We start from the raw sequence: 19492 nt of genomic DNA on the forward strand, positions 1-19492 counted from the left end.
TTAATGATTTTTATCTGTTCTTTTGGTTATTTTGTTTTTCATTTTTACTTTTGGCTTCGTTTGAAGATAATTCTCCTGAAAATTCTTCTCGATTATCGCTTCGTGAATTTGGTTCTTTTTTCTTAAAGTTTGGTTTGCTTTTGTTTGACAAAGTTAAGTCACCTCCTAGAGTTTAATGTGCTCCGTATAGTTGGAGTTATTCAAAATGATAAGTTCTTTAATTTTAAGGTGAAAAACGTATTGGTTCGTTGAAGTTCTATATTTCATTTTTACTGCTTACACTTAATGTAAGTAAGTGTGAATGGAGATGAATGGTCTTGGTAAAAAAATACGGAATTTCCGCTCTTTTGTTATTTGGAGTATATATATTAGTGATGTATGTATATATTTTTCATAGCAATAGTGGAGGTATGCCTGAATCCTTGCAGGGGACAGTCGCAGATCCGAATACTTTTATGTCGGAGCAAGAAGTATACCTGAGTGAGGAATATTCAAAAATAAAGAATTTCCTCTTTTTTGTCGCGACACCTTTTGAGTGGCTAGTTTACATTTTCATATTAGTTTCTGGCCTTTCTCAAGCTTTTGAAAACTCGCTTCTCATTAAAGTAAAATGGGGAATTATTAAAAAAGCAGTATATTTATTCTTGTTGTCCTTGTTTATATTCATCGTGTTATTTCCATTGGACTATTATAGGTATTATTTAAGTAAAAACTACGGAATCAGCAACCAAAATTTTTCTTCTTGGATGCGAGATAATCTCATCGATTTTTGGGTCAACTATGGTATGACTGTAGTGATTGTGACGGTTCTGTATTGGCTTATCTATAAAAACACAAAGAAATGGTGGATAAATGCTAGCCTCTTAATGATTCCGTTCTCTATATTCATGATGTTCATTCAACCAGTAGTAATCGATCCATTATATAATGATTTCTATCCGTTAACGGATAAAGAATTAGAAACAAAAATTCTCACATTAGCTGAGCAAGCAAATATTCCTGCCAACCATGTATATGAAGTGAATATGGCAGAAAAGACAAATGCTCTGAACGCTTATGTAACGGGAATCGGGAGTAATTCAAGAATCGTATTATGGGATACGACATTAAATCAGCTAACAGAGGGTGAAATTCTATTCGTAATGGCACATGAAATGGGCCATTATGTAGAGAAACATATTTATATTGGAATAGTAGTGTACACTTTCACGACCATTTTAGGGTTATGGTTAATAGCAAAACTAATGCCTTGGATAATCGCTCGTTTCGGAAGTCGCTTAAAAATAAAACAGATACACGCTATTCATTCGTTTCCACTGTTTCTACTAATTACATCCGTTCTTTCATTCGCTTCTAGTCCGTTAACAAATTACATTTCCAGGTATGAAGAAACAAGAGCTGATGATTACGCAATCGAGTTAGTGGCAGAGCCAAGTGCTGCTGTGAGCACTTTTCAAAAACTAACCATAGCTGGATTAAATGAAGTGAATCCTCCACTCCTAGTAAAATGGTTTCGATATTCTCATCCAACAATGCTTGAAAGAATTAATAAAGTAGTCGATGATACCAGTGAATAAGAAGAAAGAAAAAAAGACTTGCCCATTACGGTGCAAGTCTTTTGATAGTTCATATAACTAAAGAAATTAATATTAAACTTCATTTATTATGGCTAATTTTATCATTAAAGTGCCTGTAAAATAAGGCCGATTGTAGAGTATATTATTACCGTAAAATAAATAACAATCATGTGCACTAAAGAGAATTTGAACATTTTATTTGCCCAATCTTTTATATCCATTTTGCGTGTACCGAATAGGCTCAAGCCTAACCAAAATAAGCCTAGAGCAAGTGACACTAAGGTTAGACCTAAGCTTAGTGGTAAAAATAAAAAGCTAGATAGCACTAATAAAATTAAATAGAAGTTTGTTTGAATATATGTGCGTTTTTTCCCCATGACAACAGGGAGCATCGGTATTTTTGCTGCAGCGTAATCTGCTTTCTTACGAATGGCTATAGAGTAAAAGTGTGGCATTTGCCATATGACCATTATTAAAAATAACGCCCAACAAGCTGGATGCCAAATATCAGGACCGACTGCTGCCCAACCGATTAAAGGAGGCATAGCTCCTGAAATACTACCAACTTCCGTATTCCAAATAGTATGACGTTTTGTCCACATTGTATAAGGGACTACGTAGAAAAACACCCCTAAGAACCCTAGTAAAGATGCTAACGGAGAAGCTATATATAATAAAATTAATCCGATTACTAATAATAAAATAGCAACGATCAAAACTTTCTTAATCGATATTTCACCTGTTACAGTTGGACGAACCTTAGTCCGTGCCATAATGGCATCAATATCGCGGTCATAAATGTTATTGAATGAACCTGCCGCAGCAATTACAGCTGCTGTACCTAAAAATGCAAACACTACATTCCAAATATTATCTGTAAAGCTGTACTGATATGTATATAATGCGAGCATTAATCCAGCAACCATTGGAATTAGATTGGACTTGATAATTCCTGTTTTAACTACTTGAGCCCATAACGTCTTTTGTGATTTTTTGTTCATTGTATTTGTTAGCTCCTTGTTTACCCACTTGAACTAATATAACCTAATTGCTTAGCAAAATTCCATTATATTATCTCTTTTTCTTCATTACTTATGAACATTTTAGGGCTATTTCTACATATATAAGACGGATGTCGAGCATTTTTGCATTTAGAACAATGCAAGCAGTACCTAAATTTCTCTCAAAGTCTTTGTATATATGATTCTATCACTATTTTCGGGGCAAAATATGTTTTTATACTTATCAAATTCTTTGGTATAGAATATGACCATCTTTTGAACATACTAAAAAAATGAAGTATTTTAAATGTAGAATGAAAGATAGATATAAAATGGAATTTAAATAAGGAGGGGACAGTTTGATAGATAAAGAAAAACAAATAGAGACACTTCTCTATGGAAATTCATTAGACTTTGCTTGTAAAACGCTGGGTGTTCCAAATATGAGAAATCATAAATACTCTAAAGTTTTTACAGTTAGCAATGAAGAGGTATATGAATATATTACAATTCACGGTCTGCCACATAGTGATTCAGCGAGTAAGTATTCTCTAGATGAAGGTTTCCATTATTTTGAGGAAGAAGGTAAATGGTATACATTTTTTAGAGAGAGAGGTTGCATCTACAATGAACAGAACTTTGATGACTATGAACTTGGTAAAAAGTATATAGTTACTACTTTGCTACAACTAAGTGGAACTGGGTTATATTAGTTGTAGTTTAACGAACTATTTTAAATTTGGCCAATCCATTTTCAACTTTCACCTCCTATCAATAATGGTATTTTGATTAACTGCAATATACTTGATTTGTCAAAAGCATAAAGAAAGAAATTTTTAAACTTGTGTTGTATATTGTTTATTGAGGAGGGATTATTTATGATTAACGAAGAAATAAAAAAGTTATCGGATATTTTGTTACAAAGTCTCTATGATTATCATTTTGCTAATAATGGCGGAAGTTATACATTACCTAAAGCAATGGTTAATGCTGACCCCAGTAGCAAACATGCTATTGAATACCTTATCGAACAGGATTATGCCATAGATAGTGGGCAAGGATCAGAAAACCTTGTTTTAGCAATAACATCTCAAGGCATGGACTATATTAATAATAAATAAGTATTCAAAGGAACGTCCACCCGGGCGTTCTTTTTAAATGTATACAGGAGCTCGACGATTGGGAAAAAATGACGAGAGAGCAGTCAATTTCGATTCAATAGTGCATTTAATGTGTATTCAGTAAATGGAAAACGCGACAGACAAGTTCTCTATATTTTGCTAAATGGATTGGATGGTTGTTAGGTGTGATAAACTAAAGGTGTTAGGGAAAAGGAAGTGGACGTTGATATGGAGATAGAGATTTCAGAAACAACAGAAAAACACATTTTAGAAAAGTATCCACATTTAACAAAAAGCGATGTACAAGTTCTTTTCTCAGAAGGACAAATTGTTAAAGAGCCCGAAGATATTTCATTTAAACCAGAACATGAATTAAGATTTGATCACTTAAAACGATCAAGTTGCACGCTACACGTTCCCAAGACGATAGCAAACATATTAGAAGTTGACTCAACTATTGACTTAATCCCAGATGAGGATGGGATTATCTTCAAACAAGAAATGGAAGGCAATTGAACTTTGCCTCCCATTGATGTTCACCTGTCAAAAACTTAAAGTAATAACATTGAATACTAACGAAAGGACAACTCATTGTAGTTGTTCTTTATTTTGCCTAATTAATTTGTGACAATCAATTCCAATCACATTATTATTATTGAGGAGGGGGGTGTATACCCTGCCAAGTCTACTAATGGTCTTTTCGTTAATTATTTCATAACTAAACTTGCTCAATAAATTCGTTTCCCCCCTTGACCATTACCTATTTTGACTAGCATTATTAAATTTCATGTATACTATTGTTAAATAGGATTTTGGAGGGACATTTTTGGAAAAACTTATTATAAATGCTGGAGAAGTACAAAAATTTTTAGCTAAACAGCATGGAAACGCATTTGATATTTCATCAAGTTCGCTTGTTTCAGACTTGTATAGCGCTTCTCTACTAGTACGCCATGATATTGAAAAAGAACTTTTAATGAATCAGAAGCTTTCTTGGTCGGCCATGCTTATGCTTTATACACTTTGGGTTTGGGGGCCAAGTGAAACAAGAATTATCGCAAAACGATTACAATTAGCTACTTCGTCGGTAACAAGCTTAACGAATACACTTGAAAAAAAGGGGCTCGTTTTTCGTACGTATGAACCAAAAGACCGCCGATTAGTTTTAGTAAATCTAGCAGCCTCTGGAGTTGATTTACTTACTGTCTTATCTAAAGAAGTAAATGAGAGAGAACAGGTTCTTACGAGCAAATTAACAAAAGAAGAAATAGATCAATTCAACCATTTATTACATAAATTACTAAATAAATAATTTCCTTATATAAGACCATAAACAAAAAGGTTGTGAGTAGACACAAAAATGTCTGCTCATAACCTTTTTTAAAATAACTATATACAGGACTAATTAAAGTGAGTATTACAAAAGTTGCAAAATATTAGTTCCAGTGACCGGCCTTCATTAATTTCTCTTTTTGTTTAAATGCAACCGTTACTAATAACATGGAGATAACGATCATCACGATAATCGCGACTAATACAATATTATAAGAATCTGTTAAATCTTTTATTAATGAGTAAAGTGGTAAAGCTACGATACCTGCAACAGCTAAACCTATAGAAGCAGTAGCATAAATATCAGCATAGTTTTTGTTACCGAATAATGAAATGGTAAGTAGAGGTCCTAATGTACCGATAGATGATGACAAGAAACCAAATATAATAGCACCGATCATTATCATTACTTTAATATCACCGAATAACAGGAATAAAATGAATGTTACTAAACCAGAAATTAAGGCTACAAAAGTAGTACCTTTTGCACCAATTTTATCTGCTAAGAAACCAAATGTTAATGAACCAATTAATAAACCAACCATGAATAGCCCCATTAAAGTACCACCGAATGCAGTATCGAAGCCTTTAGTAATTGCGAAAGTTGGTACGTGTTGTGCGAATGCAGCAACAGATGTTAAGAAGAAGAAAAATGCCATTAATGCGAAAAAGGCAGGAGATTTTTTCGCAATGTTAGATGCGATCCCTTTGTTTGCTTCTTCATTAGCAGCAGTTGCTTCCGTGTCTTCTGCGTTTATTTCGTCATCTCCATAAGCACCTTTTTTACCAGGAGCAAAACGGATGAATAATACAATTACGATAATTGCCCCTACACCTAATGTTAAACCAGAAGTAGTGTAAGCTGAACGCCAGCCTTCATTTGCAATTAATTTACCAACCCAAGGAGCGATAAAAGCACCGAAAGCACCAACAGTCGCCATCATAATACCTAAAGCTAAACCTTTAGATTTTTTGAACCAGTTGTTAATAATTACTGGACCAGCGATTTGTGCAACGATAACATAACCAATCGCACATGGAATGGCAAGTATGTACCAGCCCCATACGCTGTTCATGAAGCCCATTGCAGCGAATGCGCCAGCGTGGAAAATAACACCTACGATTAAAATAATACGGATATCCGCTTTTGCGATTAATTTACCAGCAAATGGTAAAAATATCATCGTTACGATTGACATAATCGATACGTATAAAGATAAACTAGATAAACTCATACCTAAGTCATCTGAAACAGGTGTTAAGAATAAACCTGTTGCGTTGTTAAGACCACCACGAGCAAAACCCATCATGATCGCAACACCTAGTAAAACGAACCAAGCATAATGAATGCCTTTTTTTGACTTGTTTGCCATCTTAATATAACTCCCTTTATATTTTCTTCTAGATGTATGCGATTTCAAAGTATTAAAACCAAAAAAAGCTTTATAAGGACAGTAAGCCTATCAATAAATTAATGTGAGGTTTTAAGTTTAATACCGAATATAATGGTTGTTCACTCGTGACTCGAATGAAAACTGTTATACCTTTGTAACTTTAAAGCATAATTAGAGACTTCAATATTATGCAACAAAAACTACAAAATGGAAATCTTTTTATTTCAATTCGAATGATATTTTATATTTATGTGAAGAGATACTCTATTAAACTTAATAGTAAAACCCTTAAACAAGCGGAAATCACAGGGAATAACCACTAACGTTGGTGGTTATTCAACTGCGTTTTTTTGAAAGGAAAGGCATATAACCTTGCATAAAAATGTTGAAGATTGTCCAATGCTTTTGAATACCTAACAACTAGCTGAAATTGATGATTACCAAACTAACTACTTATGAATTGATGGAATACTTCATTACCATTAATCCGTATTGGTCGAAGTAACCGAGTTCAAAGGATAAATTATTTAATAGGCTTCACAAAAATAGGTGTGTGGTTTATAAAGTTGAAAATGTTGTTTAAATAAAAAAAGTCACAACCCTATATATATCAAAGGTTGTGACTGCATTATTAGTATGGTCCCGAGTGGCCTCGAACCAGCGACCCCCATTTTGTCAAAGAACTCACCGCTAGCTTGACGGATGAGGTAAACAGTATCACGGATTTGGTGAGTAATATTGTTGCCTTTCCCGTGATAGCGAAGTGCTGAAGAGGTGGGGATTATTTCACTATCGATTTCTTTGAGTAAAAAGCTTTTTCTTTATGTTTAAGTAGTTTTTCATTTCATAAGTCAAATAAAATAGATTCGCCCTTACTTCAAATTCTTCTCTTGTCTTCGGTAACTCCATCTCGCGGATTATGGCATTTAATTCATCTAACTTATTTATTGAAATGTTCGTTGTATCTCCCGAGTGAACGTTCCTACTTAAATCCTCCAAGAATTCTGCGAACATTTCTTTCTGTTTGATGTCTAGGCTAAAGGAAGAGAAAATAGCAATGATTTTCATCATATGCTTTAGAAGTTCTAGTTGATCCTCTCTCATTTCCAAATAATAATAATCTATATTTTGTTTTCGTAATAGTTGATTTTCTACATCTTGATTGGCAAGGCTTTTGGATTGATTGATTAAATCTTCTACTTCAAGTATTTCCTTCCCATCCCAGTTCCGCATATTATCCCTTAAATGGGCAGAGAATTCATAAAGTATAATTTCAAACCGTTTTTCAATCTCCTTTTTAAAAACCTCAATATCTCGTTTGAAATTTGGCATGAAACTATTGACGAGAACAGCAATTCCCATCCCGATGAAAATAATGTATAGCTCGTTCAGAAACATTGTCCAGTCAGCATTCTTTACCGTATAAACATGTAATACGACAACCATACTTGTGACAAAACCACCCTGAATGTGAGCTCTTACGAGGATGGGAACAAATAACAAAATAAATAAAGAAAAGACAATGGGATGATAACCTAATACCTCGAATATCAATGAACCAAGCAGCAAAGATAAAAGGGAGGCAAAGAATTTATCCTTAATAGTAATTAATGTCTTTTTTTTCGTTTTCTCAATACACATAATAACAATAATTGCTGCAAATGTTGCAAATTCCAAATCCAATAAACTCGCAATCCACATTGCCAGCCCTGCTCCTACAGCAGTCTTTATCGTCCGATAGCCCATACCAGTCATGGAAGCACCACCCTATTATTTTATTTTCTATGTAATACTTGCAGATTATCTGTTTTGATATTCACTTTAATTCACATATATGTATTCAATAATACACCTCTTAACCAAATTCCATCGACTTCGATAAATATCAATACTTTTGTAGTGTATTCATTAATAGTTCCCGAACGATTACTCCTAATTCATCTATCTATAGTTTAACACGGAGATAATAAACTTTTATATACTGGCGCATCTTCAGTCGTTCAGATTTAGATGTCTCTACCGTAAATGTCTCGTAGGAGTTGCGCAATTATGAGTACAAATAGCTAACACAATCCGAAACACGCATCTTCTTTCCATGTTAAAAGAAATTTATTTGAAAATATGTAAGCTACCTTGGTTCAAGATTTAGAACAAAGAGATACGTGGAATAAAGATATATTAAAATACTATCTGCATATAATTACCAATTAAATTCCTAAGATTATCATGTAAACTATAAAGATGAGAAGTTGAGAATCTCCCTTCGAAACTCTCTTACAATCATAATGAAAATAGATTGGGGCCTCACTGTTGAAGAAGTGAGGCTTTAACTTATTTATTCATTTAACTTACATAGAAGGTATGATAATTTTTAAGGAGGATAGATATTAATATGGAAAAATATATTGTTGAACAAATTGACGATTTCTTTGGTGTGTTTTCTAATAATAAAAACAAAGATCTAAATCGTTTACTTATCCCGTATAAATTGATTAAGGTTCCTTTGAGTAAAGGGGACGTAGTCGAAATAGAAAGAAATGATAAGGGGTACCAAATAAATGTTTTATAAGTAAGAGATGTAGTGGAGTAATTATCCTAGTCATTTTTAAACGCCTATAATATAGGTGTTTTTTTATATTCAAAAAATTTAAGAACAGTTCGTAAAAGTTCACTTTTACGAACTGTTCTTAAAGTGTCTACTGGGACAGAAAACACTGTTTTTTTATATTTGGTTAACTGTTACTAATTATTGTGGACTTTATCCTTATGATTATTTCACCAAGACAAAATCAATGATTGGTCTTGTTTGTAATTCTTTTTTTGCTTCTCGAATCGGTTTGAGTGCTGTTAATTCAACAACCATTTCGCGAACAACATTCCGCTTTGTCATTACATCTTCCAATATTTGTTGAAACGATAGATGTTGGTATTTTTCTTCGCTTACGAGTAAAGTAATCTTATCAGCTTTCCAATCTCCTCTATATCCATAATCGGCCCGCCAATAATAAGGTTGTGAAAAATAACCGAATGATTGTAAAAAGTACTGCTTTACATGAGTTGGGTCTTCAAAAGCATCATCACTTGCTCCGTATGGAAGTCGAAAATTGGCCTTCGCACCCGGTTTTGCAATCCGATGAAGTTCCTGCATCATCGGTAATGTATGTTGAATATGTTCAATTAAATGACTCCCATAAAACTCCTCAATACTGTTATCTTCAAACGGAAGTGGAACTTCCGCACAGGCATCCAAATTTGCAATAACATCCACACCTTTTAGTGCAACAAAATCCAGATTGATCCAATCCTCAAGAATTGTATGCCCGCATCCAAGATGAAGACGATTTAACTCCATTTGTTCAGCATTACTTTCATTCAATAACATTCATTCCTTTCAGAAACAATATGATCAATTAAAAACGTCTACAATTGCTCAAACTAGTATATGAACGAATTTCTTTTCTGTTCACAGCCCCTGTCATATCATGGGCCGCCTGAAAAGTCCGGTTCTAGTAACTAGTTTTTATTAAGTGCAAACACATAATCATTCCTGTACATACGCTGTTATTTTACTAGTCCCATGGGGCAATTAACCACTCCTATTACCGGGTGGTATGCCATTTACTATTTCTTCAATTTTTTCAGCTGTTTTCTGAACGGTACAAATAAGTGCAGAAATTATTACAAAAAAGACATTTTTAAACCCGTGGAAGAAAAAAGCTAATTATCAAGTGTGAAGAAATACAAAAATGCCTTTCATATTAACCGAAAGTCGTTTTATAAGTAGTACTTTTGATGCAGCACTACTTAAACAAGGGAGGTTTATTGAAGGATTAGCAAAGGGACATATCAATGGTCTAGTTTGATCATTTGGTTAAATAAAGAGAGAGGTGGATAGAGTGGCAAATGAACCTATATTATATGAAACTCAAGAAAGAGTAAGACAAGAAGCAATTTACGATGGAAAGAATTCTTTTAAAAAAGTAAATCAGTATAATGGTTGGAATACTGTACTTCCACTAGCTCGTAAATTGAAGAATTTAAGAATAAACTAATATTGTAATAAAAATAGGTAAAAGTATTATAGGAAGTATAGCATTTTTATGATTCATTAAACTATGGTAGTATAGTTATTGAGAAAGCAAGGATCTCCCTTTGTAACTTCTCATACAATCTGAATACATATAGATTGGAGCCTCACTGTTGAAGAAGTGAGGCTTTTTTATTTTTTCTAAATTAATTTAGTAAGCTTAATTTTCAGAATAAAGTTATATTGGACATAATTAATTTGTATAAAGAAAAGCATATGATTATTAATAACTAGATAACTAACATAATTATTTCTTTAATTGGTTTTAATGTAGGGGCGTTACTAATAGTAGTTGTATGGGGCATATTCATAATAAGGTTTTACTCTTAAGGATATTCTTGTCTACTGTAGCTGTAGTGTGGGCGATTTTAATACTGTTAATGAGAGAATTCAATGCTAATTCATTCGTTTTGACTGTAGTGGGTAAGTGAACTAAGACATGTAAATAATGATAAATAGAAGTATTTAAAGTCGCACTCAATTCTGAATGCCGGCTTTTTTATTGTGCTTTGAAATTATTAGTGTCAATTTGGGCATGATATCAAGTAGAAGTTACCTAAGGAGGAAAGGAATTGGAAGTATTATTAAATAAAATCCACGAAGATATTGATTATCTCAACTCGCAGGGTAAGCAGGTAAAGGAAATAAGAATGAACCCAAACATTTTTGAGAGTATGATTGAACTTCCTGATGTTAAGGTTTCAAAGGGTGTAACTACTGTATTTGGAATTATTATCAAAGCAGATGAAAGTATTGAAAAATATGTATTTGTTCTTGATGAGGTCACTTAATTACAAGTGGCTTTTTTTGTACCCCAACAATACTACAAATAATCATTACTAACCACGTACTATTAGTACTAAGAAGTTGTGTGCAGTAATATAGCTGAATTTTTTGTTTTTTTGTAGATATGTATCTTCTTAACTTTTTGCTCTTTTTTAAATATTTTTACATCTTTTAATGGAAAAATATAATATTGACGATTCAAATTAAACTTGTTATGATTCTCCTATTGTTTTTAAAAAGAAAATATATACCTTGTATAAATTCAAGAATATGGCTTGAGAGTTTCTACCAGCTACCAATAAATAGCTGACTACAAGGAATGGGAAATTAATGATATTTTTTTATCCCATTTTGTAGAGAAACTTTGTCCACATAGTGGTCAAAGTTTTTTTGCTATCCAGAGAAAGTAAAATGAATAGGTTGTAACACGAACCTAGCATCATTACCTTCAATCTTGCAAATAGGAGATTACAACATGAAAAACTTTTTTAAATTTGCAGAACGGGGTACTTCCTATAAAACGGAAACACTTGCCGGTATCACAACTTTCTTATCTATTGCCTATATTTTAGTCGTGAATCCAATTATCCTAAGCCAATCTGGTATGGATCATGGTGCTGTATTTACTGCAACTGCTCTTACTGCAATCATCGGTACACTTTTGATGGGCTTACTTGCGAACTTCCCAATCGCTATTGCACCTAGTATGGGATTAAATTCATTCTTTACTTTTTCGGTATGTATTGGAATGGGTATTGACTGGCAAGTTACTTTAACGGGCGTTTTTGTTGCCGGAATCATTTTTATGCTATTAAGTTTAATGAAAATTCGTGAGAAAATTATTAATATCATTCCAATCGATTTAAAATACGCTATCGCTTCTGGCATTGGATTTTTCATCACATTTATCGGTTTAAAAAATGGTGGAATCATTATCGGCAATGCGGATACATTTGTTTCGATTGGTGATTTAACTTCACCGATGACCTTATTAGCTATTATTGGTCTTATTATTACAATCATTATGTTAGTACGTGGGATTAATGGTGGTATTTTCTACGCAATGGTTATTACAACGGGTATTGGTATGATTTTCGGTTTAATCGAAGTTCCTTCATCGATTATTGGAAGTATCCCAAGCCTAGAACCAACATTTGGTGTTGTGTTTGGCCATTTAGATGAAATCTTTAATGTACAAACACTGACAGTTATTTTCACCTTCTTAATCGTTGCCTTCTTTGATACAGCTGGTGCATTAATTGGATTAACGAGCCAAGCAGGAATGATGAAAGGTAATAAGATTCCGAATATTGGTAAAGGATTACTTGCTGATTCTGCTGCTGGTGTAATTGGTGCTATTTTAGGTACCTCAACTCCTGCTACAAGCGTTGAATCTTCTGCTGGTATTGCTGTCGGTGGAAAAACTGGCTTTACTTCTGTCGTTATAGCGGCTTGTTTTGTAGTTGCTTTATTCTTCTCCCCACTTGTTAACGTTATTTCGGTGGAAGTTACATCAGCTGCATTAATTATTGTAGGTGCCTTGATGGCAATGGAAATCCGTAAGATTGATTGGACGAAGTTAGAAATTGTCATTCCATCATTTTTAACAATTATTATGATGCCTCTAACTTCTAGTGTTGCAATCGGTATTGGATTAGGTTTTATTCTTTATCCAATTTGTTTAGTAGCACAAAAACGTTTTAAAGAAATTCATCCAATTATGTATGTTCTTTGTTTATTATTCATTTTATACTTTGCATTTATCGTATAGGAAAGAGTATTAGAGACCTAGGAGCACACATTTGTGATTGGATAGAAAGCAACACCTAAAGGAACATACACTATGAAAGAAAGTAATAGTACAGTTTTATTTAACCCTGCTTATTAATTTGAGCGGGTTTTTTTGTTAGATGTTTTGTTTAAAGGAACCAGAGAAAGAAACAAATATAATTCTTAATGACAAGGTGGATTACCTTAGTCGCTCAACAATCTTTGCATAATCTATAAATATTAATTAGAAAGGAGGAGGATAAGATGTCTGGTTATAATGGAGGAGACTGCTACGGCGATAATACTAATAACGGATCTAGCTTCGTATTGATTGTAGTATTGTTTATCTTACTTGTTATTGTGGGAGCTAGTTTTATGAGTTACTAAAAAGGAAAATTACGAGAGAGTTAGCTTAGCCAATAACACTTTTTAGACATGGATAAAATCATATGTCTTCTTTCAGGAAAAGTGTTAGTTGAGAGAACTTTTCTTTTTGTACTTCCTTCTTTAAAAGCGCCTTCTCATTCATTGAGATGGTCGCTTTTTTATTTCACCAAAAATTACTAGTTGTAAAATAGAACTATTGTTCGTATACTAAAAACAAGAGGGAGGGAACGAATGTGCGTATAAATATTTTGAAGGCGTTGCAGCTTGATCAAATATCTGAAATGATTTATATGAATAATAACGGTGAAATTAGCAAGCAAAGAGTAAAGGTATTAAGTGTGGAAGGCAATACATTTAAAGCTTTTTGTTTTTTACGAAATACTAGAAGGACTTTTAAAGTAAATAATGTACTAGCATTTGTTCCCTTCACACAGAAGGAGCGTGAAGTTATATGAACGATGAATTTTACGAACCAGTTTTTGATTTATCCAAGGTTCAAGATAGAGGAAATAAAAAATGGGTAGCTATGATGCTTCCCGAACACGTTTTTTTACTTAGAGAATACGGTAAAGAGATCAAAAGAGAACCTATCCCTGAATTAGATGAATGGGATTATGATGCAATTCAACATACTTTAGATATGGCCATTAAAAGTAAAGCGGATACTAAAGTTAAATTGTGGAGAGATGGAGCATTCTTTTACAATAGAGGAATTGTAGAAAGTGTGGATTTACGAAGAAGAGTTATTGAACTAGAAGATCCATTTTCTTTGCTACAATTAAAATTAGATGAAATAGTAGATGTAACCATAATAGATTAAGGTTGTGAAAGTATTGGATAGAACCGAGGAACTATTTAACCAATTAATGGATGAGCATCCTCCAGAATTAATACTTGGTGCATTAGATGAAATGTCACGAATGAATAGGAACGAATTATTATTACTTGGAAGTAAAAATATAAATAGAGTTGAAGCTGCAGAAGCTAAAAACCACCAACCAGATTAATGGAAGGTGGTTTATTTTATTAACAATAATTCTATTAAAGTGCTTGTCTTTCTGACATATAAAGCGTTAAATCGTATAGGGAATGATTAGATACAAAATGTATTAAACCAATTAAAGTGAAGTTAGAAAACCAATTATGAATGAGGATTTTATTGATGTTATTTATGATAGTTAATAATGCCTAAAGATACTAATTATCATAAACAATAAAGCTAAGGGGTGCTTATTTCAGAAACCTTAACAGATAAAAGGACTTCTATGAATAAATAAAACATGACTTAATGGCAGACTTACACGTCTGCCAATTTTTTATTATTTTTTGTAACGAATTCCTCATAACTTAGTCTTATTTATGAAAGGAGGTAGAAATGTGCCTGAATTTGAGAGGATTTACAATCAATATTTTAGGGATGTCTACTCGTTTGTGCTGTTGTTAAGTCGCAACGAAAAGATAGCTGAAGAAATTACACAAGAAACATTTTTCAAGGCATTAAAAAATATTGATAAATTTAACGGGAAGTGCAAACTTAATGTATGGCTTTGTCAAATAGCTAAAAATACATACTTTACCTATCTCAATAAACAAAAGCGTTTTGATACAGACAATATACCTGAAGTAAGTGTAAGTAGTGTTGAAGAAATCATACTAAATAAGGAAGAAAATTTCCGTATTCACAAGGTCTTACGTCACTTAGAAGAGCCTTATAAAGAAGTTTTTACGTTAAGAGTATTTGGTGAACTTTCCTTCAAACAAATAAGTGAACTCTTTGAGAGAACCGAAAGTTGGGCGAGAGTCACATTTCACCGAGCCAAACGTAAAATTCAAGATTTGCTAAAGGAGGAATAGGAAATGAGTAAAGTATCATGTGAAATAGTTCAAGATTTGCTTCCATTATATTATGACAATGTGTGTAGTGATGATAGCAAAAGAATAGTAGAAGAACACCTTGTTGAATGTGAGAGTTGCAAAGAGGAACTATATAGAATAAAAGCTGATTTTATATTACCAAAAGAAGAAATGGAGAGAAATAAAAATGATGGCAATGCTATTAAAGGTATTTCATCTTTCTGGAACCGTTCAAAAACCAAATCATTTATTAAAGGGGGAATAATTAGTGCATTATTGTTATCGTTTATCACATTAGGATATTACGGTTTGTTTCATTGGCACATAACAAACGTTCCAATCGAAGTGGTAGAGATAAAGAACGTAAGTAAGTTGGAAAACGGAAGTATCGTTTATGAAAATGATATAACAGACGGTTATAGTATATATAGAATAAAATATGATATGGATGAAAAAGGGAACTTTTACTTAACTCCTTTACGACCAATAATTAAGAGCAAGGCACAGCCACCATATTCTATGGTGAAGGGGTATGATATTTTTAATATCGAAGGTCAAGAAATGAATCGTGAGGGTGCGGAGATAAAGGCGTTGTATTACGGAACTCCAGAAGATAATATATTGATTTGGAAAAAAGGAATGGATTTACCCAAGGCAAGCAAAGATATAGAAGATATGTTTCACGTTGAATAAAATGAGGGCGTTACATTCGTCCAACTATCAGTTACTTTAATCGTATGAGGGAGATAACCGAGTGACCTAAAGGAATTTGCATTACACGGTTATTCAAATGATACTGAAGATGAAACTTAAGATAGAGTATTACCGACTATATATACAGGGGGTGTTATATTGGTTCAAAAATTATTTTATGTACTGATTGCATTACCATTTTTAATGATTAGTGGATGTTCGAATGATGGGGAAGTAACCACTGTAACAATTGATAGTATTGATGTTTTAAAATTGGATTCTAATGCTGATATTTTTCAATATGATGGAGTTATATACAAAATTTCATTTACTTTCATAAAGCAAGTTCTCTCATTGAAGATAAAATCAAACTACATGTTCATTACTATCTATTTAACTACCATTTTCTTTCATTAACAGTGAAAAGGTCACGGTCTATTTTTGGTTTATTAATACGTATGGTTTATTTTTTTGGATATTATCACTTCTCCCTTTACCTTCCCACGTATAAATGGAATATTATAACTATTAATAGTTTGCTAGAGGGGGAGAAGCATGTTCACTTGTGGGGTATTATTGTATAATAAAGAAAATTGGGAAGTATTTATTTCTAAGAAGAGGCAAAGCCTATGAAATTATTGGATGTAGATTTATTTCAAGATGGGCTACACCGCAACCTAACTATGTTAGACAGGCTAAGCAGTGAAATGAAATCAATTCACCAGGCGGTGGAGGGTCTAGTCCAGATGGAGGATCAATTAAAGGGAGCGGGAGGAAATGCGATACGCTCTTTTTACCAGGAATGTCATTTGCCGTTTCTTCATTTTTTTCAGTTGTTTTCTGAACAGTTTAAACAAGTGCTTAACCAGATGGAGGCAGCACTTTATTCATTGGAACCTGATTCCTCCGGTTACATACTCGAAACTTTCCTAGATGGGGAGCTAGAGCAGGGACTTACACTTATTGGCGAACTAACGGCTAGCTTGACGGATGAGGCAAATAGTATCATGGATCAAGTGAGCGATATTGTTGCCCTTCCCCATTTAGACGATAGTGGAGTGCAGGAGGGAGTCATTAGTTCTAAGAGAAAACGGGATGATACGTTAAACCAACTCTATGAATTTGATGCTACCCAGACGTACGCACTGAATCCGATTGAACAAGGTTTACAGACGATGGACAAGTGGTTGACGGATATGGAAGGACTGTTCCAAGCTGGGGTGAAGGATATAAACTTTTTACCGAGTCAGTGGGATGTCCTTACGTTTAGAAGTGACATTAGAACAGAATTGTTTCCGAAGGTATACTTAAATCCAAATGACTTATGGGTAAAAGAACAGGAACAGTTGATCGGTACGATGATTACCGCGGCAACTTTCCAAACGTTGGAAGGAAAGAAACTGAAGACTATTGAAGAAAACGTAGCGGAAAATATAAAATATCATGCATATGAAAATGGTTTACTCATTAAAGAGTATGTGATAAACGAAACTGTTTTCTACGAAGTTGTTTCCAAGGTTGAATATAAAGAAGAAGCGGTCACCGTAGACAAACCGAAAGAAAACAAATTCCTCGATTCTTTACAGTTGGGTTTGGATATAGCGGGATTTATACCAGTTGCAGGTGAAATTGCAGATGCGGCAAATGGTCTTATCTATTCAGCTAGAGGGGATGCATTAAATGCGACACTTTCTTTTTCAGCGATGATTCCGATTATAGGTTCAGTTAGTACGGGTGGGAAGCTTGCGGTAAAAGGAAGTAAGGCAATAGAGGAAGCTCAGGATGCGAGCAAAGCGGTGGATAATGTTAGAGGTGGAACAAAGGGGACAGGTGAGGTTCCTAATGGAGCTAGTGTAGCAGATATAAGCAAAGTATTTGATTCGAAATCGAATTGGACAGCTACTCGGCCGAAAGGAACTCAACAAACGTATGAAGTTTTTAGGAGAAATGATATAGACTGGAATCATGTAAGAACTTCTGGAGATAAGAGATTTATTGGTAAAACAAATGCTGAAGCATCTGGTAGTGGGTTAGCGCCGCAATTACCTGATGGAGGATTTGCAACTCTACATCATATTGGACAAGATTCAAGAGGTCCTTTAGCTGAAGCAAGTACAAGATATCATGGAGTTGGAAAATATGGTCAAGATATTTTACACAGCCAATTTGGTAAAAGTAAACCTAATCCTAGTTTTCCTATAGATCGAAAAAAATTCAATGCAGATACAAGAGAATATTGGAAATTTAGAGTAGAAAATAAATAAATTGTAGAGAGGGATTGTAGTATGGATAAAAAAATTTTAGAAATGAAAAAAAGTTACGAAACTCTTTTTCCTGAAGATGGAATTAACAATGCAGAGTTAACAGAAATAGAAAAAAAATTAGAAATAGAATTGCCAGAATCTTTTTGCGAAATATCAACATTTTTTAGTGGCGGATATTTGGGTAGTATAAGTAATTATTCTTTTACCAGGGTGGATAGTAGCTTAAATATCATCGATGAAACAATTAGATTGAGAGAGACTGTAAATTTGCCAACCAGATTTGTCGTTCTAGCCGAGCCATCAGAAAGTCTTATAGTCATGGATACAAAAAGTACTCCCTCAGTTATTTGGTTTGATGCAGTGGAAATTTCTGAATTAGAAAAAAACTCTTTTACCTCAAAACCAGATGAATGGGATACTTATGCTGATTATTTTAAAGCAATTCTTGAGGAAGAAGAGGAAGAGCGAGGGTTATAGGTTTCACAACTCCTTATAAGATATTGTGATAGTAGGTGATACATGTTAGTGAATAAAGAATTGGTGCTTTTAAAGACATCTTAGTTAATGCGATTAATTACCCTGATGGTATAGAATACCATTTATTATGTTACGTCTCGGTGAAACCTGGTATCTGGTATGAATTAGGATACGTTAATAAAGCGAAAAAATATGTACTAAAAGCATATATTCTTGTGACTTGAAGCATAAATTTTCCACTGTGGAAAGTTTATGCTTTATTTAATTCTACAACAGAATTTATCAATTCGGTAATCACTTCTGCATCTAGGGAAGAAGTTTTGACATTGACAGTCTAAGGGTACGGAAAATCTCGGAATATCTCTGCTAACTCAAGGTTCGCTTGGAAATGTTATTTTTGGTCAATTAGATAACTTAGGACGAACTGGAGTATTACACAGGATATGATTGGGGCTGGTAGTAAGGCTAGTCAATAAATTTTGCCACCTTGATTCTTAGGTGGTGGACCAGGGAGTCCGGGTCATGCGCGAGGACATATAGTGGGTAACCAATTGGGTGGTCCTGGGAAAGATGCAAGAAATTTAGTCACTCTTTAACAGTTACCTGTAAACTCACCATTTATGAAAGATTTTGAGACTTCTGTTCGATCAGCTGTTGATAGAGGTGAAGATGTAAGATATCTATCAATTCCAATTTATGAAGCCTTTAATGCAAAAGGTCTTACATTAAATTTCTGCTAGTGGAGTTAA

Annotated in this window: 23 protein-coding genes and 1 riboswitch; of the genes, 18 read left to right on the forward strand and 5 right to left on the reverse strand. The window is 33.6% G+C overall.

Annotation, left to right across the window (positions count from 1 at the left end):
* Nucleotides 1–10 precede the first annotated feature (10 nt).
* Nucleotides 11–151 carry a hypothetical protein gene (locus tag MHI40_RS06640; RefSeq protein WP_175496180.1) on the reverse strand — a complete coding sequence of 47 codons (141 nt, stop codon included), beginning with the start codon at nucleotides 149–151 and terminating at the stop codon, nucleotides 11–13.
* 166 nt (nucleotides 152–317) lie between these two features.
* On the opposite strand from MHI40_RS06640, the gene MHI40_RS06645 reads away from it, so the two are divergent.
* Nucleotides 318–1577, forward strand: a complete 1260-nt coding sequence (locus MHI40_RS06645; RefSeq protein WP_340761988.1) for a M48 family metallopeptidase — start codon at nucleotides 318–320, stop codon at nucleotides 1575–1577.
* 104 nt (nucleotides 1578–1681) lie between these two features.
* On the opposite strand, the gene cyoE is transcribed toward MHI40_RS06645, so the two are convergent.
* Nucleotides 1682–2578 (reverse strand): heme o synthase, encoded by an 897-nt coding sequence (cyoE, locus tag MHI40_RS06650; protein ID WP_093534973.1) that lies wholly within the window; start codon nucleotides 2576–2578, stop codon nucleotides 1682–1684.
* 359 nt (nucleotides 2579–2937) lie between these two features.
* Between cyoE and MHI40_RS06655 the strand changes: the two genes are divergently transcribed.
* The 4 genes from MHI40_RS06655 to MHI40_RS06670 all read left to right on the forward strand — a co-directional run bounded on the left by MHI40_RS06655 (nucleotide 2938) and on the right by MHI40_RS06670 (nucleotide 5011).
* Entirely contained in the window at nucleotides 2938–3291 is a 354-nt protein-coding gene (locus MHI40_RS06655; protein WP_340761989.1) for a hypothetical protein, read from the forward strand.
* A gap of 165 nt (nucleotides 3292–3456) precedes the next feature.
* Nucleotides 3457–3699, forward strand: coding sequence for a hypothetical protein (locus MHI40_RS06660; RefSeq protein WP_340761990.1), 243 nt, complete (start codon nucleotides 3457–3459; stop codon nucleotides 3697–3699).
* A gap of 228 nt (nucleotides 3700–3927) precedes the next feature.
* On the forward strand, nucleotides 3928–4215 hold the full coding sequence (locus MHI40_RS06665) for a hypothetical protein (protein ID WP_093534967.1): 288 nt from the start codon (nucleotides 3928–3930) through the stop codon (nucleotides 4213–4215).
* A gap of 310 nt (nucleotides 4216–4525) precedes the next feature.
* On the forward strand, nucleotides 4526–5011 hold the full coding sequence (locus MHI40_RS06670; protein WP_340761991.1) for a MarR family winged helix-turn-helix transcriptional regulator: 486 nt from the start codon (nucleotides 4526–4528) through the stop codon (nucleotides 5009–5011).
* A 124-nt stretch (nucleotides 5012–5135) separates the two neighbouring features.
* On the opposite strand, the gene MHI40_RS06675 is transcribed toward MHI40_RS06670, so the two are convergent.
* Both MHI40_RS06675 and MHI40_RS06680 read right to left on the reverse strand, forming a co-directional pair.
* On the reverse strand, nucleotides 5136–6404 hold the full coding sequence (locus MHI40_RS06675) for an MFS transporter (protein WP_340761992.1): 1269 nt from the start codon (nucleotides 6402–6404) through the stop codon (nucleotides 5136–5138).
* Nucleotides 6405–7214: 810 nt separating this feature from the next.
* Nucleotides 7215–8180 carry an aromatic acid exporter family protein gene (locus tag MHI40_RS06680; RefSeq protein WP_340761993.1) on the reverse strand — a complete coding sequence of 322 codons (966 nt, stop codon included), beginning with the start codon at nucleotides 8178–8180 and terminating at the stop codon, nucleotides 7215–7217.
* 637 nt (nucleotides 8181–8817) lie between these two features.
* Here MHI40_RS06680 and MHI40_RS06685 point away from each other — a divergent pair.
* Nucleotides 8818–8994 (forward strand): hypothetical protein, encoded by a 177-nt coding sequence (locus MHI40_RS06685; protein WP_175496179.1) that lies wholly within the window; start codon nucleotides 8818–8820, stop codon nucleotides 8992–8994.
* Between the two features lie 201 nt (nucleotides 8995–9195).
* Here MHI40_RS06685 and MHI40_RS06690 read toward each other — a convergent pair whose 3' ends face one another.
* A complete protein-coding gene (locus MHI40_RS06690; RefSeq protein WP_340761994.1) occupies nucleotides 9196–9801 on the reverse strand; it encodes a class I SAM-dependent methyltransferase in 606 nt (201 codons plus the stop codon).
* A gap of 520 nt (nucleotides 9802–10321) precedes the next feature.
* Here MHI40_RS06690 and MHI40_RS06695 point away from each other — a divergent pair.
* The 12 genes from MHI40_RS06695 to MHI40_RS06750 all read left to right on the forward strand — a co-directional run bounded on the left by MHI40_RS06695 (nucleotide 10322) and on the right by MHI40_RS06750 (nucleotide 18743).
* Nucleotides 10322–10477 carry a hypothetical protein gene (locus tag MHI40_RS06695; protein WP_340761995.1) on the forward strand — a complete coding sequence of 52 codons (156 nt, stop codon included), beginning with the start codon at nucleotides 10322–10324 and terminating at the stop codon, nucleotides 10475–10477.
* Between the two features lie 607 nt (nucleotides 10478–11084).
* A complete protein-coding gene (locus MHI40_RS06700) occupies nucleotides 11085–11303 on the forward strand; it encodes a lactate dehydrogenase (protein ID WP_340761996.1) in 219 nt (72 codons plus the stop codon).
* A 227-nt stretch (nucleotides 11304–11530) separates the two neighbouring features.
* A riboswitch (purine riboswitch) is annotated at nucleotides 11531–11631 on the forward strand.
* Between the two features lie 142 nt (nucleotides 11632–11773).
* Nucleotides 11774–13069 carry an NCS2 family permease gene (locus MHI40_RS06705; protein ID WP_340761997.1) on the forward strand — a complete coding sequence of 432 codons (1296 nt, stop codon included), beginning with the start codon at nucleotides 11774–11776 and terminating at the stop codon, nucleotides 13067–13069.
* 263 nt (nucleotides 13070–13332) lie between these two features.
* The gene (locus tag MHI40_RS06710) at nucleotides 13333–13455 is read left to right on the forward strand and encodes a YjcZ family sporulation protein (protein WP_340761999.1); all 123 of its coding nucleotides are present in this window, start codon (nucleotides 13333–13335) and stop codon (nucleotides 13453–13455) included.
* 233 nt (nucleotides 13456–13688) lie between these two features.
* Nucleotides 13689–13910, forward strand: coding sequence for a transcriptional regulator (locus MHI40_RS06715; protein ID WP_340762000.1), 222 nt, complete (start codon nucleotides 13689–13691; stop codon nucleotides 13908–13910).
* Nucleotides 13907–14275 (forward strand): YolD-like family protein, encoded by a 369-nt coding sequence (locus MHI40_RS06720; protein WP_340762001.1) that lies wholly within the window; start codon nucleotides 13907–13909, stop codon nucleotides 14273–14275. The genes MHI40_RS06715 and MHI40_RS06720 overlap by 4 nt, the downstream gene beginning before the upstream one ends.
* A 13-nt stretch (nucleotides 14276–14288) precedes the next feature.
* The gene (locus MHI40_RS06725; RefSeq protein ID WP_340762002.1) at nucleotides 14289–14462 is read left to right on the forward strand and encodes a hypothetical protein; all 174 of its coding nucleotides are present in this window, start codon (nucleotides 14289–14291) and stop codon (nucleotides 14460–14462) included.
* 370 nt (nucleotides 14463–14832) lie between these two features.
* Nucleotides 14833–15309 carry an RNA polymerase sigma factor gene (locus MHI40_RS06730; RefSeq protein WP_340762003.1) on the forward strand — a complete coding sequence of 159 codons (477 nt, stop codon included), beginning with the start codon at nucleotides 14833–14835 and terminating at the stop codon, nucleotides 15307–15309.
* 3 nt (nucleotides 15310–15312) lie between these two features.
* Nucleotides 15313–16002, forward strand: a complete 690-nt coding sequence (locus MHI40_RS06735; RefSeq protein ID WP_340762004.1) for a zf-HC2 domain-containing protein — start codon at nucleotides 15313–15315, stop codon at nucleotides 16000–16002.
* 159 nt (nucleotides 16003–16161) lie between these two features.
* Entirely contained in the window at nucleotides 16162–16419 is a 258-nt protein-coding gene (locus tag MHI40_RS06740; protein WP_340762005.1) for a hypothetical protein, read from the forward strand.
* A 212-nt stretch (nucleotides 16420–16631) separates the two neighbouring features.
* Complete coding sequence (locus tag MHI40_RS06745) at nucleotides 16632–18266, forward strand: T7SS effector LXG polymorphic toxin (protein WP_340762006.1); 1635 nt, start codon at nucleotides 16632–16634, stop codon at nucleotides 18264–18266.
* A gap of 21 nt (nucleotides 18267–18287) precedes the next feature.
* Nucleotides 18288–18743, forward strand: a complete 456-nt coding sequence (locus MHI40_RS06750) for an SMI1/KNR4 family protein (protein WP_340762007.1) — start codon at nucleotides 18288–18290, stop codon at nucleotides 18741–18743.
* Nucleotides 18744–19492 lie beyond the last annotated feature (749 nt).

The sequence above is a fragment of the Psychrobacillus sp. FSL H8-0510 genome (assembly GCF_038008345.1).
Classification (GTDB): Bacteria; Bacillota; Bacilli; order Bacillales_A; family Planococcaceae; genus Psychrobacillus; species Psychrobacillus psychrotolerans.

Coding starts and splice junctions, on each gene's coding strand:
- MHI40_RS06750 (WP_340762007.1), top strand. CDS start 18,288: ATGGATAAAAAAATTTTAGAAATGAAAAAAAGTTACGAAACTCTTTTT.
- MHI40_RS06705 (WP_340761997.1), top strand. CDS start 11,774: ATGAAAAACTTTTTTAAATTTGCAGAACGGGGTACTTCCTATAAAACG.
- cyoE (WP_093534973.1), bottom strand. CDS start 2,578: ATGAACAAAAAATCACAAAAGACGTTATGGGCTCAAGTAGTTAAAACA.
- MHI40_RS06660 (WP_340761990.1), top strand. CDS start 3,457: ATGATTAACGAAGAAATAAAAAAGTTATCGGATATTTTGTTACAAAGT.
- MHI40_RS06710 (WP_340761999.1), top strand. CDS start 13,333: ATGTCTGGTTATAATGGAGGAGACTGCTACGGCGATAATACTAATAAC.
- MHI40_RS06720 (WP_340762001.1), top strand. CDS start 13,907: ATGAACGATGAATTTTACGAACCAGTTTTTGATTTATCCAAGGTTCAA.
- MHI40_RS06745 (WP_340762006.1), top strand. CDS start 16,632: ATGAAATTATTGGATGTAGATTTATTTCAAGATGGGCTACACCGCAAC.
- MHI40_RS06685 (WP_175496179.1), top strand. CDS start 8,818: ATGGAAAAATATATTGTTGAACAAATTGACGATTTCTTTGGTGTGTTT.
- MHI40_RS06680 (WP_340761993.1), bottom strand. CDS start 8,180: ATGACTGGTATGGGCTATCGGACGATAAAGACTGCTGTAGGAGCAGGG.
- MHI40_RS06735 (WP_340762004.1), top strand. CDS start 15,313: ATGAGTAAAGTATCATGTGAAATAGTTCAAGATTTGCTTCCATTATAT.
- MHI40_RS06665 (WP_093534967.1), top strand. CDS start 3,928: ATGGAGATAGAGATTTCAGAAACAACAGAAAAACACATTTTAGAAAAG.
- MHI40_RS06675 (WP_340761992.1), bottom strand. CDS start 6,404: ATGGCAAACAAGTCAAAAAAAGGCATTCATTATGCTTGGTTCGTTTTA.